This is a genomic window from Streptomyces sp. Root1304, assembly GCF_001426405.1.
Taxonomy (GTDB): domain Bacteria; phylum Actinomycetota; class Actinomycetes; order Streptomycetales; family Streptomycetaceae; genus Streptomyces.
The window spans coordinates 44,000-58,154 of record NZ_LMEP01000025.1; the positions used below are offsets into that span (position 1 = coordinate 44,000).

Here is a 14,155-nt window from a genome sequence, read left to right on the forward strand (position 1 = left end):
CTACGCCTCCTCTTCCTTCTTGTCCTTGCGGCTGAACTCGATCTCGACACGCGCCTTGACGACCTCGGAGAACTCGACCCGGCGGGCGGTGGGCTTGCGCCCCTTCACGCCCGGCACCTCGAGGTCGAGGCCGTCCTCGTCCACGGCCAGGATGCGCGCGACCAGCTCGTCGCCCTCGGTGAGCTGGAGCTTCACCAGCCGGCCGGTGGCCCGCAGGTAGTGGCGGTGCTGGGTCAGGGGGCGGTCGGCGCCGGGTGAGCTGACTTCGAGGACGTACTCGCCCTCGCCCATCGCGTCGGTCTCGTCGAGCTTCTCGGAGATCGCGCGGCTCAGCTCGGCACAGAGGTCCAGCTCCACGCCCTCGTCGGAGTCGACGACGATCCTCAGCAGTCCGCGGCGGCCGGCCCGGGACACCTCGATCTCTTCCAGATCCAGGTCCTTGGCGTGGACGAGAGGCTCCACGAGTCCGCGCAGCCTGTCGCTCTGGGTGGTGCTCATCCGGGTGACTCCTCGGCCGCGTGTGCTGTTGTGGTTCGTCGCGTGTTCGTCGCGTGTCAGACCAAAGGGTATCCGGTCCCGGAGGGTGTTGCCGTCCACCGCCTCGGGGCCCACGGGTACGCTCGCCTGCGGTGATCCCGACGATCTTCGACGACGTACCACGGCCGAGGGAGAGAGCGTGACGACGACGGACAGACGGGCACTCCTGGCGGCCGGGTTCTCGGCCGCCGCCGCGGCGGCCCTGGCGGGCTGCACCTCGGACTCCCCCGGGCCCCGGCAGCCGACCGCCGCCGAGATCGAGGCCGTACGGGTGGCCCGCGCCGAGGCGGCGCTCCGGCTGCGCGCGGTGACCGCGTCCCGGACCCTGCTGAAACGTTACGACGCCGCGCTCGCCGCCCACCCCGCCCTGGCGCCCCGGCTGACCCCGCTGCGCCGCTCGGCGGCCGCGCACGCGAAGGCCCTCGGCGAGGGCGGCACGACGGTCGCACCGGCGACCGCCCCGGCCTCCCCGAAGCCCACGGCGTCGACCGCTCCCCCGGCCCCGCCCGTGGCGACCGACCCCCGCGCCGCGCTCCGGGACCTCGCGACGGCCGCCCGCACGGCCTCCGCCGCGCACACCGCCGCGCTGCCCGCCGCGCCCCCCGAGTACGCCCGGCTGCTGGCCTCCGTGGCCGCCGCGGGCGCCGCACACGCCTATCTGCTGACCGAAGGAGCACGGGCATGACCGCCCTCGACGCCACCCAGGCCGCGCTGGCCGCCGAGCACGCGGCGGTGTACGGGTACGGGGTCGTCGGCGGCCGGATCGGCCCCGAGCGGCGCGCCGAGGCCACCGCCGCCTACGAGGCGCACCGGGCCCGCCGGGACGCCCTGCACCGGGCCGTACGGGACCTGGGCGGCTCCCCGGTGGCCGCGGAGGCCGCGTACGAACTGCCGTTCCCGGTGACGGACCCGGCCGGAGCCGTACGGCTCGCCGCCGTCCTGGAGGACCGGGTGGCCGGGGTGTACTCCGATCTCGTCCGCGCCTCCCCGGGCCCGAAGCGGGGTGAGGCCGCCGCCGCGCTCACCGAGGCGGCGGTACGGGCCGTCCGCTGGCGCGGCAGCGACGTAACCTTTCCTGGGCTGGCCGAGCGGGTCTGAGCCCCGACCCGACCGAAGGAACAACGTACGCATGGGTTTCGAACCGCCGCAGCGACTGGTGAGGACGCTCAGTGAGACGTACGGGGACGCCGTCGCGGCCGAGTGGCTCGGGAAGCTGCCCGAGCTCGTCGGCCAGGTGCTCGACCACGCCTCGCTGGACGCCGAACGGGTGATGGCCCCCGGCGGACGGAGCAGCCTCGTCGTGCTCGTCCGGCGGCCCGACGGCTCCCCCGCCGCGCTGAAGATCGCACCCCCCTTCGCCCGGCCGGACCGGGAGCGGGAGGCGCTCGCGCACTGGAACGGCTGGGGCGCGGTCCAGCTCCTCGACGGGGCCGGGGAGGGCGCGCTCGTCCTCGAACGACTCCATCCCGAGGTGTCGCTGCGCTCCCTGCCGGAGGCGAAGGCCCTTCTGGAGGCGGCCGGGACCGTGCGCAAGCTGTGGGTCGAGCCCCCGGCGGAGCACGGCTTCGAGACGGTGGCCGAGCGGACCGCCCGGCAGGCCTCCCCCATGGACGACTACCGGGCCGACGCCACCGCCGGTGAGCTGACGGCCGCCGCGCTGGCGGCCCGCGAGGAGCTGGTGGCGGCCGACGCCGAGACGCTGCTGCTGCACGGGAACTTCCGGCAGGGCAAGGTCCTCGCCGGGGACCGGGCGCCCTGGCTCGCGGTAGGCCCCGAGCCGCTGGTCGGCGAGCGGGCTTACGACCTCGCCCGGCTGGTACGGGACCGGGTCGAGGACCTGGTGGCGGCCTCCTCGGGCGCCTCGGCGGCCCGGCGGCGGGTCAACAAGCTGGCGGACTCGCTGGACGTGGACCGGGAGCGGCTGCGCGGCTGGACGCTGTTCCGCGCGGTCGAGTCGGGCACGCGGGCGCTGACGGCGGGCCGGCGGCAGGATGCCGAGCTGCTTCTGGAGTTCGCGGGCTGGCTGTAGGGGAATACCCTTTTTATACCGTTCGGCTCGATTGGGGGCCGTGATGATCCAAGAGGTGCTGTTGGTAGCGGCCGGCGCGGCCGCGGCGATAGCCGTGTACGCGGGCGCGGCGGCGCGAGTGGTGAAGCAGTACGAGCGCGGAGTGGTCTTCCGCTTCGGCCGGCTCCGTCACGACATCCGGTCCCCGGGATTCACCATGATCCTTCCCGGGGTGGACCGCCTCCACAAGGTGAACATGCAGATCGTCACGATGCCCGTCCCCGCGCAGGAGGGCATCACCCGGGACAACGTGACGGTCCGGGTCGACGCGGTCGTCTACTTCAAGGTCGTCGACGCCGCGGAGGCGCTCGTCCGGGTCGAGGACTACAAGTTCGCCGTCTCCCAGATGTCGCAGACCTCGCTGCGGTCGATCATCGGCAAGAGCGATCTCGACGACCTGCTGTCCAACCGGGAGAAGCTCAACCAGGGTCTGGAACTCATGCTGGACTCCCCCGCCATCGGCTGGGGCGTCCAGATCGACCGGGTCGAGATCAAGGACGTGTCCCTGCCGGAGACCATGAAGCGCTCGATGGCCAGGCAGGCGGAGGCGGACCGCGAGCGGCGGGCGAGGGTCATCAACGCGGACGCGGAGCTCCAGGCCTCGAAGAAGCTCGCGGCGGCCGCGGCGGTGATGTCCGACCAGCCGGCGGCGCTCCAGCTCCGGCTGCTGCAGACGGTGGTCGCGGTGGCGGCGGAGAAGAACTCGACGCTGGTGCTGCCGTTCCCGGTGGAGCTGCTGAGGTTCCTGGAGCGGTCGACGGCGGGAACCTCGGCCGCCGCGAGCGAGACGCCCGCGATGGGCGCGCCCGCCGTGCCGCCTCCGGCTCCCTCGCCCCCTCCCGCACCGGTGCAGCCGCCGGTGAGCGAGGCGTACCTGAAGGGGGCGGCGCACGCGGCGGAGGGCGTGGAACCGGTGGAGGACCTGACGGGGGCGTCGGTGGAGCCCGTACTCCCGGAGGAGGGCGCCTGAGGGCTCACACGGAAGGGGCGGGGGCCCGGGCCCCCGCCCCTTCCGTCGTGCTTCCGGCCGTCAGGCGGTCAGGCGCGCGATGGCCTCGTCGACGGTCAGCTCCTCGCGCTCGCCCGTGCGGCGGTCCTTCAGCTCGACGACGCCCTCGCCGGAGCGACGGCCCGCGACCAGGATCTTCGGGACGCCCATCAGCTCCGCGTCGGTGAACTTGACGCCCGGGGAGACGCCCGCGCGGTCGTCGACCATGACGCGGAGGCCGGCTGCGGCCAGCTTGTCGGAGACCTCCAGGGCCAGCTCGGTCTGGAGGGCCTTGCCGGCGGCGACGACGTGCACGTCGGCCGGGGCGACCTCGGCGGACCAGCACAGGCCCTTCTCGTCCGCCGTCTGCTCGGCGAGGGCGGCGACGGCGCGCGAGACGCCGATGCCGTACGAGCCCATGGTCACCCGGACCGGCTTGCCGTTCTGGCCGAGGACGTCGAGCTTGAGTGCGTCGGCGTACTTGCGGCCCAGCTGGAAGATGTGGCCGATCTCGATCGCGCGGTCCAGCTTCAGGCCGGTGCCGCACTTGGGGCAGGGGTCGCCCTCCTCGACGACGACGACGTCGACGTACTCGGAGACCTCGAAGTCGCGCCCCGCGACGACGTTCTTCGCGTGCATGCCGTCCTTGTTGGCGCCCGTGATCCAGGAGGTGCCGGGGGCGACGCGCGGGTCGGCGATGTAGGTGACCTTCTCCAGGCCCTGGGGGCCGACGTAGCCGCGGACGAGGTCGGCGCGCTGCGCGAAGTCCTCCTCCGTCACCAGCTCGACCGTGGCGGTCGGGCCGAAGTGTTCCTCGACCTTGCCCATGTCGACCTCGCGGTCGCCGGGGACGCCGATGGCGACGATCTCGCCGTCGACCTTCACCAGGAGGTTCTTCAGGGTCGCGGAGGCGGGCACGCCCAGCGAGGCGGCGAGCGTCTCGATGGTGGGGGTGTCGGGGGTCGGGATCTCCTCGGCGGCGGGGACCGCGGCGGCGTCGACCGGCTTCACGGCCTGGTGCACCGCTTCGGTGTTCGCGGCGAAGTCGCAGTTCGGGCAGTCGGCGAAGGTGTCCTCGCCGGCCTCGGCCGGGGCGAGGAACTCCTCGGACTTGGAGCCGCCCATGGCGCCGGCGGTGGCGGCGACGATGCGGTAGTCGAGGCCGAGGCGCTCGAAGACCCGCTGGTACGCCTGGCGGTGCAGGGCGTACGACCGGGCCAGGCCCTCGTCCTCGGTGTCGAAGGAGTACGAGTCCTTCATCAGGAACTCGCGGCCGCGCAGGATGCCGGCGCGGGGGCGGGCCTCGTCGCGGAACTTGGTCTGGATCTGGTACAGGATGACCGGCAGGTCCTTGTAGGACGAGCACTGGTCCTTGACCAGGAGGGTGAAGATCTCCTCGTGGGTGGGGCCGAGGAGGTAGTCGCCGCCCTTGCGGTCCTGGAGGCGGAACAGCTCGGCGCCGTACTCGTCCCAGCGGCCGGTGGCCTCGTAGGGCTCGCGGGGCAGCAGCGCGGGCAGGGAGACCTCCTGGGCGCCGATGGCGTCCATCTCCTCGCGGACGATGCGCTCGACGTTGGCGAGGACCTTCTTGCCGAGGGGCAGCCAGCTCCAGATGCCGGCGGCGGTGCGGCGGACGTAGCCGGCGCGGACGAGGAGCTTGTGGCTGAGGACCTCGGCGTCCGCCGGGTCGTCGCGCAGCGTCTTCGCCATCAACTGGGACATGCGCTGGACCGGTGCGTTGGCCATGGTTCTCGTACTCCTGCCGGGACATGGGGTTCCCCCCTGCTCGGGCGGAGCCGAGAGCTCGGGGGAGGTGATGGCTAGGAGGTTATCCGGGCGGCCCCTGGTCGGAGAAATCAGTTCCGGCGCCTGAGCGGCAGCGGCGCGCCCATCACGGCGTACGGGCGGGCGGCGCTCGGGAAGTGCACCTGGCGTGCGAGGTCGGTGTAGCCGAGGGAGCGGTAGAGGCCGCGGGCCGGGCTGTCGGTGTCGATCGCGGAGAGGATCGAGCGCGGCTCGGCGGCGCCGTCGGTGATGGTGGTGATCAGTTCGCGGCCCACCCCGCGCCCCTGGTGGGCGGGGTGGACGTGGAGTTCGGTGATGACGAACGAGTCGTCGAGCCAGTCGGCGGTGCCGTTGATCCGGAGGTATCCCTCGACGACGGTGGACCACCAGTGGGTGCGGTCGTTGGGCATCCCGTAGACGAAGCCGACGAGCGTCCCGTCGGGGGTGGTGGCCCCGTAGGCGCGGGCGCCGGGGCTCAGCAGGTGGCGCAGCACGATGTGGCGGCGTACGGCGACCTCGTCCTGGTCCAGGCCGAAGGCGAGCGCCTGCACGGCGAGGGCCTCGTCGACCCGGGCGGCGAGATTGACCGGCCCGATCATGACCTGTGCGTCATCCATGCGGCGCACCCTACAAGCGGCCGGGGCCTCAGAACAGCACGCTCATGAAGGCGCCGGTCTCGCGGAAGCCGACACGGCGGTACGCGGCGCGGGCGGGGGTGTTGTAGTCGTTCACGTACAGGCTCACGACGGGGGCGACGTCGGCCAGCGCGTACTGGAGGACGGCGGCCATGCCCGACTCGGAGAGGCCCTTGCCGCGGTGCTCGGGGGCCACCCAGACGCCCTGGATCTGGCAGGCCTGGCGGGTCGCCGCGCCGATCTCGGCCTTGAAGACGACCTTGCCGTCCTCGACGCGGGCGAAGGAACGCCCCGAGCCGACGAGCTCGGCGACCCTGGCCTGGTAGAGCAGCCCGCCGTCGTTCGCGAGCGGGGAGATGCCGACCTCCTCGGTGAACATGGCCACGCAGGCGGGCATGATCACGTCCATCTCGTCCTTGCGGACCCGGCGGACCAGCGGGTCGGGGGCGACGGTGGCGGAGGGCTCCTCCGCGACCATCAGGGGCTGGCGGGCGCGGACGTCGCGGGCGGGGCCCCAGCTGGGTTCGAGGAGGCGCCACAGCTCGGCGGTGGGCTCGACGGGGCCGACGATCGAGGAGCAGCGGCGGCCGATCCTGCGGGCCCGGTCGGCGAAGGCGCGGACGGCCTCGGGGGTGGCGCAGAGGGGCACGAGGTTGGCGCCCGCGTAGCAGAGGGACCGCAGCCGGCCCTCGCTGTACCAGCCCCACATCTCGCCGCCCAGGCGCCAGGGATCGAGCCCGGCGATCTGGACGCGGGCGGTGACGAAGGCGTTCTCGACGGGGGCGCTCTCCAGGACGGCGAGTGCGGCGCCGAGGTCGGCGGGTTCGAGGACCCGGGTGGCGGGTTGTGTCAACACGAGGGGGCCTCACCGTGCGGTTCTGCTGGTCTCCGCACTTTACCCTTCCCGTCTGTGGCGGGGCCCTCCACGCGGACGAAGCCCCTCCGCCCGGTGGGGGCGGAGGGGCTTCGTCGTACGGGTCCGGAGGCTCAGCCGGCGACGGCGACCGAGGGCTCGCCGCTGGCGACGCCGTCCTTCTCCATCTGCTCGGCGATCTTCAGCGCCTCTTCGATCAGGGTCTCGACGATCTTCGACTCGGGGACGGTCTTGATGACCTCGCCCTTGACGAAGATCTGGCCCTTGCCGTTGCCGGAGGCGACACCGAGGTCGGCCTCGCGGGCCTCGCCGGGGCCGTTCACGACGCAGCCCATGACGGCCACGCGCAGCGGGACGGTCATGCCGTCGAGGCCGGCGGTGACCTCCTCCGCGAGCTTGTAGACGTCGACCTGGGCGCGGCCGCAGGACGGGCAGGAGACGATCTCCAGACGGCGCTGGCGCAGGTTCAGCGACTCCAGGATCTGGATGCCGACCTTGATCTCCTCGGCCGGCGGCGCGGAGAGCGAGACGCGGATGGTGTCGCCGATGCCCTGGGAGAGCAGCGCGCCGAAGGCGACGGCGGACTTGATGGTGCCCTGGAAGGCCGGGCCCGCCTCGGTGACGCCGAGGTGCAGCGGGTAGTCGCTCTGGGCGGCGAGCTGGCGGTACGCCTCGACCATGACGACCGGGTCGTTGTGCTTGACCGAGATCTTGATGTCGCGGAAGCCGTGCTCCTCGAAGAGGGAGGCCTCCCAGAGGGCGGACTCGACGAGCGCCTCGGGGGTGGCCTTGCCGTACTTCTTCAGCAGGCGGGCGTCGAGCGAACCGGCGTTCACACCGATGCGGATCGGGGTGCCGGCGTCGGAGGCCGCCTTGGCGATCTCCTTGACCTTGTCGTCGAACTGCTTGATGTTGCCCGGGTTGACGCGGACGGCCGCGCAGCCCGCGTCGATCGCCGCGAACACGTACTTCGGCTGGAAGTGGATGTCGGCGATGACCGGGATCTGCGACTTCCGGGCGATCGTCGCCAGGGCGTCGGCGTCGTCCTGGGTCGGGCAGGCCACGCGCACGATCTGGCAGCCGGAGGCGGTCAGCTCGGCGATCTGCTGGAGCGTGGCACCGATGTCGGAGGTGCGGGTGGTGGTCATCGACTGCACGGAGACGGGTGCGTCACCGCCGACGGCCACGCTGCCGACCTGGATCTGGCGGCTCTTGCGCCGCTCGGCGAGCCGGGTCGGGACGGTCGGGATACCGAGCGAAATCGCGGTCATCTTGTGTGCAACCTCAAGGTTGTGCGTCGGCGGGCTCAGGTCTCCGAGGTTACCGCCCCGGGGACGGGGGGCCGGACACCATCGGGTGCGGCCCCCCTGCGGGTCAAGTGATCCTCACCGGGTTGACGAGGTCGGCGGCGAGGACGAGCAGCGTGAAGCAGACGAACACGCCGGCCACCACGTACGCGGCGGGCATCAGCTTCGCCACGTCGAAGGGGCCGGGGTCGGGGCGCTTGAAGAGCCGGGCCGTGTGGCGGCGCACGGACTCCCACAGGGCGCCCGCGATGTGGCCGCCGTCGAGCGGCAGCAGCGGGAGCATGTTGAACAGGAACAGCGAGACGTTGAAGTACACGAGCAGGTTCATGAACGTCACGAGGATCGTCGTCGGCGGGGCCTCGATGTTCATGAGTTCGCCGGTGATCCGGGCGGCGCCGACGACACCGACGGGCGAGTCGTCGGCGCGCTCGCCGTCGCCGAAGGTGGCGTCCCACAGGCCGGGGATCTTGCCCGGGAGGGCGATGACCGAGTGGACGCCGTTCTCCAGGAGCTCGCCCATGCGGTCGGTGGTCTCGCCGAAGGAGAGGGGCGCGACCTCGGTCTTGGAGGCGAAGCCGAGGTATCCGGCCTCGATGTAGGTCAGCGGCTGGACGACCTTGCCGTCCGCGTCCTTCTTCGGGACCCGGTTGGGCACCAGGGTGGGGTGCAGGTCGACGCGCTGCCCGGCCCGCTCGACGGTGATCGTGGCGGGGCCGATGGTGTCCCGGATGCGGTCCGAGAGGGTGTCCCAGTCGGCCACCGGCGTCCCGTTGAACGCGACGATCCTGTCGCCGTCCTTCAGACCCGCCTGGAACGCCGGGGACACGGGGTCGCCCGCCCGGCAGGTCTCGCGCTTCTCGCTCTGGGCGATGACGCACTTCTGGACGCCGGCGACCTGGGTCGTCTGGCCCGCGATGCCCAGCGTCATCATCGAGCCGAAGAACAGCGCCGCCGCCAGGACCAGGTTCATGAAGGGTCCGGCGAACATGACGATGACGCGCTTCCACGGCTTGCGCGTGTAGAAGAGGCGGGTCTCGTCGCCCTCCTGGAGCTCCTCGTACGAGGCCTCCCTGGCGTCCTCGATCATCGAGCGCCAGGGCGAGGTGGAGCGGGCCTCGATCTTGCCGTCCTCGCCGGGCGGGAACATGCCGATCATGCGGATGTAGCCGCCGGCCGGGATGGCCTTGAGGCCGTACTCGGTGTCGCCGCGCTTCTTCGACCAGATGGTGGGGCCGAAGCCGACCATGTACTGCGGCACCCGGATGCCGAAGAGCTTGGCCGTGGAGAGGTGGCCCAGCTCGTGCCAGGCGATGGAGATCAGCAGGCCCAGCGCGAACAGCACGATGCCCAGGGCGTACAGAAGCATTTCGGTCATGCGCGGGCCTCCGCTGTTGCCTTCGCTGCGAGCTCTCGGGCCCGAGCGCGCGCCCAGGTCTCCGCTTCGAGGACGTCCGGGACGGTGAGGGAGGTTCCCGCGGCGGGAACGCCATGCTCCGCGACGACCGCTGTGACCGTATCCATGATTCCGTTGAACGGCAGCCGTCCGGCGAGGAACGCCTCGACGCACTCCTCGTTCGCCGCGTTGAAGACGGCGGGGGCGGTGCCGCCCAGCCCGCCGACGTGCCGCGCCAGGCCGACCGAGGGGAACGCCTCGGTGTCCAGGGGGAAGAACTCCCAGGTGGAGGCCTTGCTCCAGTCGAAGGCGGGGGCCGCGTCCGGGACCCGCTCGGGCCAGCCGATGCCGATGGCGATCGGGCCGCTCATGTCCGGCGGGGTGGCCTGGGCGAGCGTGGAGCCGTCCGTGAACTCGACCATCGAGTGGACGTACGACTGCGGGTGGACGACGACCTCGATGCGGTCGAACGGGATGTCGTAGAGCAGGTGGGCCTCGATGACCTCCAGGCCCTTGTTCACCAGGGTCGCGCTGTTCACCGTGATGACCGGGCCCATCGCCCAGGTGGGGTGGGCGAGCGCGTCCTCGCGGGTGACATGGGCCAGCTCGGCCCGCGTACGGCCGCGGAAGGGACCGCCGGAGGCCGTGACGACCAGCTTGCGGACATCGGCGCGGGTGCCGGCGGCGAGCGCCTGGAACAGGGCCGCGTGCTCGGAGTCGACCGGGATGATCTGGCCGGGCTTCGCGAGCGCCTTCACCAGCGGGCCGCCGACGATCAGCGACTCCTTGTTGGCGAGGGCGAGGGTGCGGCCGGCTTCGAGGGCGGCGAGGGTCGGCGCGAGGCCGATGGAGCCGGTGATGCCGTTGAGGACGGTGTGACACGGGGAGGCGGCCAGCTGGGTCGCGGCGTCCGGCCCCGCGAGCAGCTCGGGCAGGGGCTCGGAGCCGTACAGCGCCTTCAGCGCGTCCCGCAGTTCCGGCAGCACCTCCTCGCGGGCCACGGCGACCGCGGCGACCTTCAGCCGGTGCGCCTGCTCGGCGAGCAGCGCGACCCGGCCGCCCGAGGCGGCCAGGGCGGTGACCCGGAAGCGGTCGGGGTTGCGCAGCACCAGGTCGATGGCCTGGGTGCCGATGGACCCCGTCGAGCCGAGGACGACGATGTCCCGGCGTCCTTCGGAGACGTCGAAGGCGATGTGGGGGTCGGCGAGAGGAGAGGGGCGGTCGCTCATGCCCCCCATTCTTGCCCCAAACACTGTGCGCTCTTCACTGGGTCCGGGCGAACGTGTCGAAGACCCGGTGGAAATCGGGGAAGGTCTTCCTCACGCAGCCGGGGTCGTCGAAGGTGATCCCGGGGGTGCGCAGCGCCGTGACCGCGAAGGACATGACGATCCGGTGGTCGCCGTGGGTGGCGATCTCGACGGGTCCGGCGGGGGTGCCGGGGCGGATCTCGATCCAGTCGGGGCCGGTGTCGACGGAGACACCGAGGCGGCGCAGGTTCTCGGCGCAGGCGTCGAGCCGGTCGCACTCCTTGACCCGGGTGTTGGCGACGTCCTCGATGTGGACGGGACCGTCGGCGAAGGGCGCGAGCGCGGCGAGGGTCGGCATGGTGTCGGAGATGTCCCGCATGTTGACGGTCAGTCCGCGCAGGGTGCCGGTGGAGCGGACGGTCGTCGCGTTCCCGGTGGTCTCCACGTCGGCGCCCATGCGGCGCAGTACGTCGACGAAGGCCAGGTCGCCCTGGAGCGCGCCGGTGCCGAGGCCGGGGACGGTGACCGCGCGGCCCGCGGGGCCGAGCGCCGCGGCGGCGAAGAAGTAGCTCGCGGTGGAGGCGTCGGGCTCGATGCCGTACGTCCTCGCCCGGTAGCCGGTGGGGGCGACCCGGTAGCTCCGTCCCTCCCGGCGCACGTCCGCGCCGAAGCTCCGCATCATGGCGAGGGTGATCTCGACGTACGGCTCCGATACGAGGTCGGTGACCGTGATGTCGAGGCCCTCGGCGGTGAGCGGGCCCAGCATGAGGAGGGCCGTCAGGTACTGGGAGGACTGCCCGGCGTCGAGGGTGAGCGCGCCGCCCTTCACGCCGTGGGCGTGGACGTCGAGGGGGTGGTGCCCCTCCGCGCCGCCGTGCCGCAGGTCTACGCCGAGCTCGCGCAGGGCGGTGGTGAGCGGGCCGAGCGGCCGTCGCCGCATCTGCGCCGAGGCGTCGAAGCGGTAGGTGCCGTGGCCGGCGGCGGCGAGGGTCGGCAGGAACCGGGCGGTGGTGGCGCCGTCACGGCAGTACACCTCGGCGTCGGCGGCCCCCGGTCCGGCGGGGCGGCCCTCGATGTGCCAGGCCTCGGGCGTGCGGCGGACGCCGTAGCCGAGGGCGGTCAGGCCCTCGGCGAAGCCCTCGGTGTCGTCGGAGACGAGGGGCCGCAGGAGGGTGGTGGTGCCCTCGGCCGCGGCGGCGAGGAAGAGCGCACGGGCGGTGACGGACTTGGAGCCGGGGATGTCGATGACGGTCACGGGGCCATTGTGTCGCCGTGTCCCGGCGGGCGGACGGGCGTTCCGTCACGTGGACGGCCGGCGGCCCCGCACGTACTCCCGTGGCCGGGTCACGGGATCGTCCGGTGGACGTCCTCCCGTGTCGACGGGCCGGGCGTGGCGTCCGCGATCCAGGGGCCGTCGTCGCCGGGGTCGACGATGCCCTCCTCCAGCCAGGTGTACCGGCCGTCGAGCACCCCGTCGACGATCCGCCGGTCGAGGTCGTCCGTGTTGGACCAGAGGCGGCCGAACAGCTCCTCGGTCCGCAGCCGGGACTGCCGGCAGAAGGCGTCGGCGAGCTGCTGCGCCTCGCGGCCGTGGTCACCGGTGGTGCGCAGGAGTTCGGCCCGTACGCAGGCGGCGCTCATCGCGAAGAGTTCGGCGCCGATGTCGACGATCCGGCCGAGGAACGCCTGCTTGAGCTCCATCCGTCCCTGCCAGCGCGACATCGCGTAGAAGGTGGAGCGGGCGAGCTTGCGGGAGGTCCGCTCGACGTAGCGCAGGTGTCCCGCGAGGGCGCCGAACTCGCCGTACGACCCCGGCAGCCGCCCCGGTCCGGTGACGAGTCCGGGCAGCCAGCGGGCGTAGAAGCCGCCGGCCCGCACCCCGGCCCTCGCCTTCTCGGAGAGGGACTTCCCCGGGTCGATGAGGTCCCCGGCCGCGGAGAGGTGGGCGTCGACGGCCTCGCGGGCGATCAGCAGGTGCATGATCTCGGTCGAGCCCTCGAAGATCCGGTTGATCCGCAGGTCGCGCAGGACCTGTTCGGCGGGGACGGCGCGCTCGCCGCGGGCGGCGAGCGAGTCGGCGGTCTCGTAGCCCCGGCCACCCCGGATCTGGACGAGTTCGTCGGCGATCAGCCAGGCCATCTCGGAGCCGTACAGCTTGGCGAGGGCGGCCTCGATGCGGATGTCGTTGCGGTCCTCGTCGGCCATCTGGGAGGCCAGGTCGACGACGGCCTCCAGGGCGAAGGTGGTGGCCGCGATGAAGGAGATCTTGGTGCCGACGGCCTCGTGCCGGCCGACGGGTCCGCCCCACTGTTCGCGGACGCCGGCCCACTCGCGGGCGATCCGCAGGCACCACTTCCCGGCGCCCGCGCAGGCGGCGGGGAGCGAGAGCCGGCCGGTGTTGAGGGTGGTGAGGGCGATCTTGAGCCCGGCGCCCTCGGCACCGATGCGGTGGGCGGCGGGCACCCGTACCCGGTGGAAGCGGGTGACGCCGTTCTCCAGGCCGCGCAGGCCCATGAAGGCGTTGCGGTGCTCGACGGTGATGCCGGGCGAGCCGGCCTCGACGACGAAGGCGGTGATGCCGCCGGGGTGCCCCTCGGAGGCGGGGACGCGGGCCATCACGACGAGGAGGTCGGCGATGACGCCGTTGGTGGTCCAGAGCTTCACCCCGTCGAGGACGTACGCGTCCCCCTCCGGCACGGCGGTGGTGGCGAGCCGCGCCGGGTCGGAGCCCACGTCGGGCTCGGTGAGCAGGAAGGCGGAGAGGTCGGTACGGGCCAGCCGGGGCAGGAACGTGTCCTTCTGCTCCTGGGTGCCGAAGAGTTTCAGCGGCTGCGGTACGCCGATCGACTGGTGCGCGGAGAGCAGGGCGCCGACGGCGGGGCTGGCGGAGCCGACGAGGGCGAGGGCCCGGTTGTAGTACAGCTGGGTGAGGCCGAGGCCGCCGTACCTCCGGTCGATCTTCATCCCGAGGGCGCCGAGCTCCTTGAGGCCGGTGATCGTCTCGTCGGGGATGCGGGCCTCGCGCTCGATGCGGGCGCTGTCGATCCGGGTCTCGCAGAACGCGCGGAGGGAGGCGAGGAAGGCCTCGCCGCGCCGGACGTCCTCGGCGGCGGGGAGCGGGTGGGGGTGGATCAGGTCGAGCCGGAACCGGCCGAGGAACAGCTCCTTGGCGAAGCTGGGTCTGCTCCAGTCCCGCTCGCGGGCGTCCTCGGCGGTCTGCCGGGCCTCGTGCGCGGTGACCCTGGGCCGCTCGGCGGGTGCGGACATGGGCGCCTCCTCGGGCTGTCTGTCCGTCGTACCCGATTTCGGCGGGTTCGGAAA

The 14,155-nt window shown here is 72.6% G+C and carries 13 protein-coding genes; 4 read left to right on the forward strand and 9 right to left on the reverse strand.

Going from position 1 to position 14,155, the window contains the following annotated elements; all coding sequences use genetic code 11:
• Complete coding sequence (gene rimP / locus ASD33_RS26830) at positions 1 to 498, reverse strand: ribosome maturation factor RimP (RefSeq protein WP_056565860.1); 498 nt, start codon at positions 496 to 498, stop codon at positions 1 to 3.
• A gap of 178 nt (positions 499 to 676) precedes the next feature.
• Here rimP and ASD33_RS26835 point away from each other — a divergent pair, with 178 nt between their 5' ends.
• From ASD33_RS26835 to ASD33_RS26850, 4 genes are read left to right on the forward strand one after another with little or no spacing between them, the layout of a single operon-like run.
• A complete protein-coding gene (locus tag ASD33_RS26835; protein ID WP_056565863.1) occupies positions 677 to 1,222 on the forward strand; it encodes a hypothetical protein in 546 nt (181 codons plus the stop codon).
• Complete coding sequence (locus ASD33_RS26840) at positions 1,219 to 1,635, forward strand: ferritin-like domain-containing protein (protein WP_056565866.1); 417 nt, start codon at positions 1,219 to 1,221, stop codon at positions 1,633 to 1,635. Before ASD33_RS26835 ends, ASD33_RS26840 begins: the two co-directional genes overlap by 4 nt.
• Before the next feature lie 31 nt (positions 1,636 to 1,666).
• Positions 1,667 to 2,566: an aminoglycoside phosphotransferase family protein gene (locus ASD33_RS26845; protein WP_056565869.1), complete on the forward strand. Its 900-nt coding sequence runs from the start codon at positions 1,667 to 1,669 to the stop codon at positions 2,564 to 2,566.
• A 43-nt stretch (positions 2,567 to 2,609) separates the two neighbouring features.
• On the forward strand, positions 2,610 to 3,575 hold the full coding sequence (locus ASD33_RS26850; RefSeq protein ID WP_056565872.1) for a slipin family protein: 966 nt from the start codon (positions 2,610 to 2,612) through the stop codon (positions 3,573 to 3,575).
• 60 nt (positions 3,576 to 3,635) lie between these two features.
• On the opposite strand, the gene ASD33_RS26855 is transcribed toward ASD33_RS26850, so the two are convergent.
• The 8 genes from ASD33_RS26855 to ASD33_RS26890 all read right to left on the reverse strand — a co-directional run bounded on the left by ASD33_RS26855 (position 3,636) and on the right by ASD33_RS26890 (position 14,101).
• Positions 3,636 to 5,339 (reverse strand): proline--tRNA ligase, encoded by a 1,704-nt coding sequence (locus ASD33_RS26855; RefSeq protein WP_056565874.1) that lies wholly within the window; start codon positions 5,337 to 5,339, stop codon positions 3,636 to 3,638.
• Positions 5,340 to 5,449: 110 nt separating this feature from the next.
• Complete coding sequence (locus ASD33_RS26860; RefSeq protein ID WP_056567097.1) at positions 5,450 to 5,995, reverse strand: GNAT family N-acetyltransferase; 546 nt, start codon at positions 5,993 to 5,995, stop codon at positions 5,450 to 5,452.
• Between the two features lie 28 nt (positions 5,996 to 6,023).
• The gene (locus tag ASD33_RS26865) at positions 6,024 to 6,869 is read right to left on the reverse strand and encodes a GNAT family N-acetyltransferase (RefSeq protein WP_056565877.1); all 846 of its coding nucleotides are present in this window, start codon (positions 6,867 to 6,869) and stop codon (positions 6,024 to 6,026) included.
• Between the two features lie 131 nt (positions 6,870 to 7,000).
• A complete protein-coding gene (ispG, locus tag ASD33_RS26870; protein WP_056565882.1) occupies positions 7,001 to 8,158 on the reverse strand; it encodes a flavodoxin-dependent (E)-4-hydroxy-3-methylbut-2-enyl-diphosphate synthase in 1,158 nt (385 codons plus the stop codon).
• Between the two features lie 103 nt (positions 8,159 to 8,261).
• Positions 8,262 to 9,569, reverse strand: coding sequence for a site-2 protease family protein (locus ASD33_RS26875; protein WP_056565884.1), 1,308 nt, complete (start codon positions 9,567 to 9,569; stop codon positions 8,262 to 8,264).
• On the reverse strand, positions 9,566 to 10,816 hold the full coding sequence (gene dxr, locus ASD33_RS26880) for a 1-deoxy-D-xylulose-5-phosphate reductoisomerase (RefSeq protein WP_056565886.1): 1,251 nt from the start codon (positions 10,814 to 10,816) through the stop codon (positions 9,566 to 9,568). Before dxr ends, ASD33_RS26875 begins: the two co-directional genes overlap by 4 nt.
• Positions 10,817 to 10,850: 34 nt before the next feature.
• Positions 10,851 to 12,089, reverse strand: a complete 1,239-nt coding sequence (gene aroA / locus ASD33_RS26885) for a 3-phosphoshikimate 1-carboxyvinyltransferase (protein WP_056565890.1) — start codon at positions 12,087 to 12,089, stop codon at positions 10,851 to 10,853.
• An 89-nt stretch (positions 12,090 to 12,178) separates the two neighbouring features.
• Entirely contained in the window at positions 12,179 to 14,101 is a 1,923-nt protein-coding gene (locus ASD33_RS26890; protein WP_056565893.1) for an acyl-CoA dehydrogenase family protein, read from the reverse strand.
• Between the last annotated feature and the right edge of the window lie 54 nt (positions 14,102 to 14,155).

What these genes read in the sequence shown, in the direction of transcription:
- ASD33_RS26860 (WP_056567097.1), bottom strand. Translation starts at nt 5,995, where the DNA reads ATGGATGACGCACAGGTCATGATCGGGCCGGTCAATCTCGCCGCCCGG.
- ASD33_RS26845 (WP_056565869.1), top strand. Translation starts at nt 1,667, where the DNA reads ATGGGTTTCGAACCGCCGCAGCGACTGGTGAGGACGCTCAGTGAGACG.
- ASD33_RS26850 (WP_056565872.1), top strand. Translation starts at nt 2,610, where the DNA reads ATGATCCAAGAGGTGCTGTTGGTAGCGGCCGGCGCGGCCGCGGCGATA.
- ASD33_RS26890 (WP_056565893.1), bottom strand. Translation starts at nt 14,101, where the DNA reads ATGTCCGCACCCGCCGAGCGGCCCAGGGTCACCGCGCACGAGGCCCGG.
- ASD33_RS26855 (WP_056565874.1), bottom strand. Translation starts at nt 5,339, where the DNA reads ATGGCCAACGCACCGGTCCAGCGCATGTCCCAGTTGATGGCGAAGACG.
- rimP (WP_056565860.1), bottom strand. Translation starts at nt 498, where the DNA reads ATGAGCACCACCCAGAGCGACAGGCTGCGCGGACTCGTGGAGCCTCTC.
- ASD33_RS26875 (WP_056565884.1), bottom strand. Translation starts at nt 9,569, where the DNA reads ATGACCGAAATGCTTCTGTACGCCCTGGGCATCGTGCTGTTCGCGCTG.
- dxr (WP_056565886.1), bottom strand. Translation starts at nt 10,816, where the DNA reads ATGAGCGACCGCCCCTCTCCTCTCGCCGACCCCCACATCGCCTTCGAC.
- ASD33_RS26840 (WP_056565866.1), top strand. Translation starts at nt 1,219, where the DNA reads ATGACCGCCCTCGACGCCACCCAGGCCGCGCTGGCCGCCGAGCACGCG.
- ispG (WP_056565882.1), bottom strand. Translation starts at nt 8,158, where the DNA reads ATGACCGCGATTTCGCTCGGTATCCCGACCGTCCCGACCCGGCTCGCC.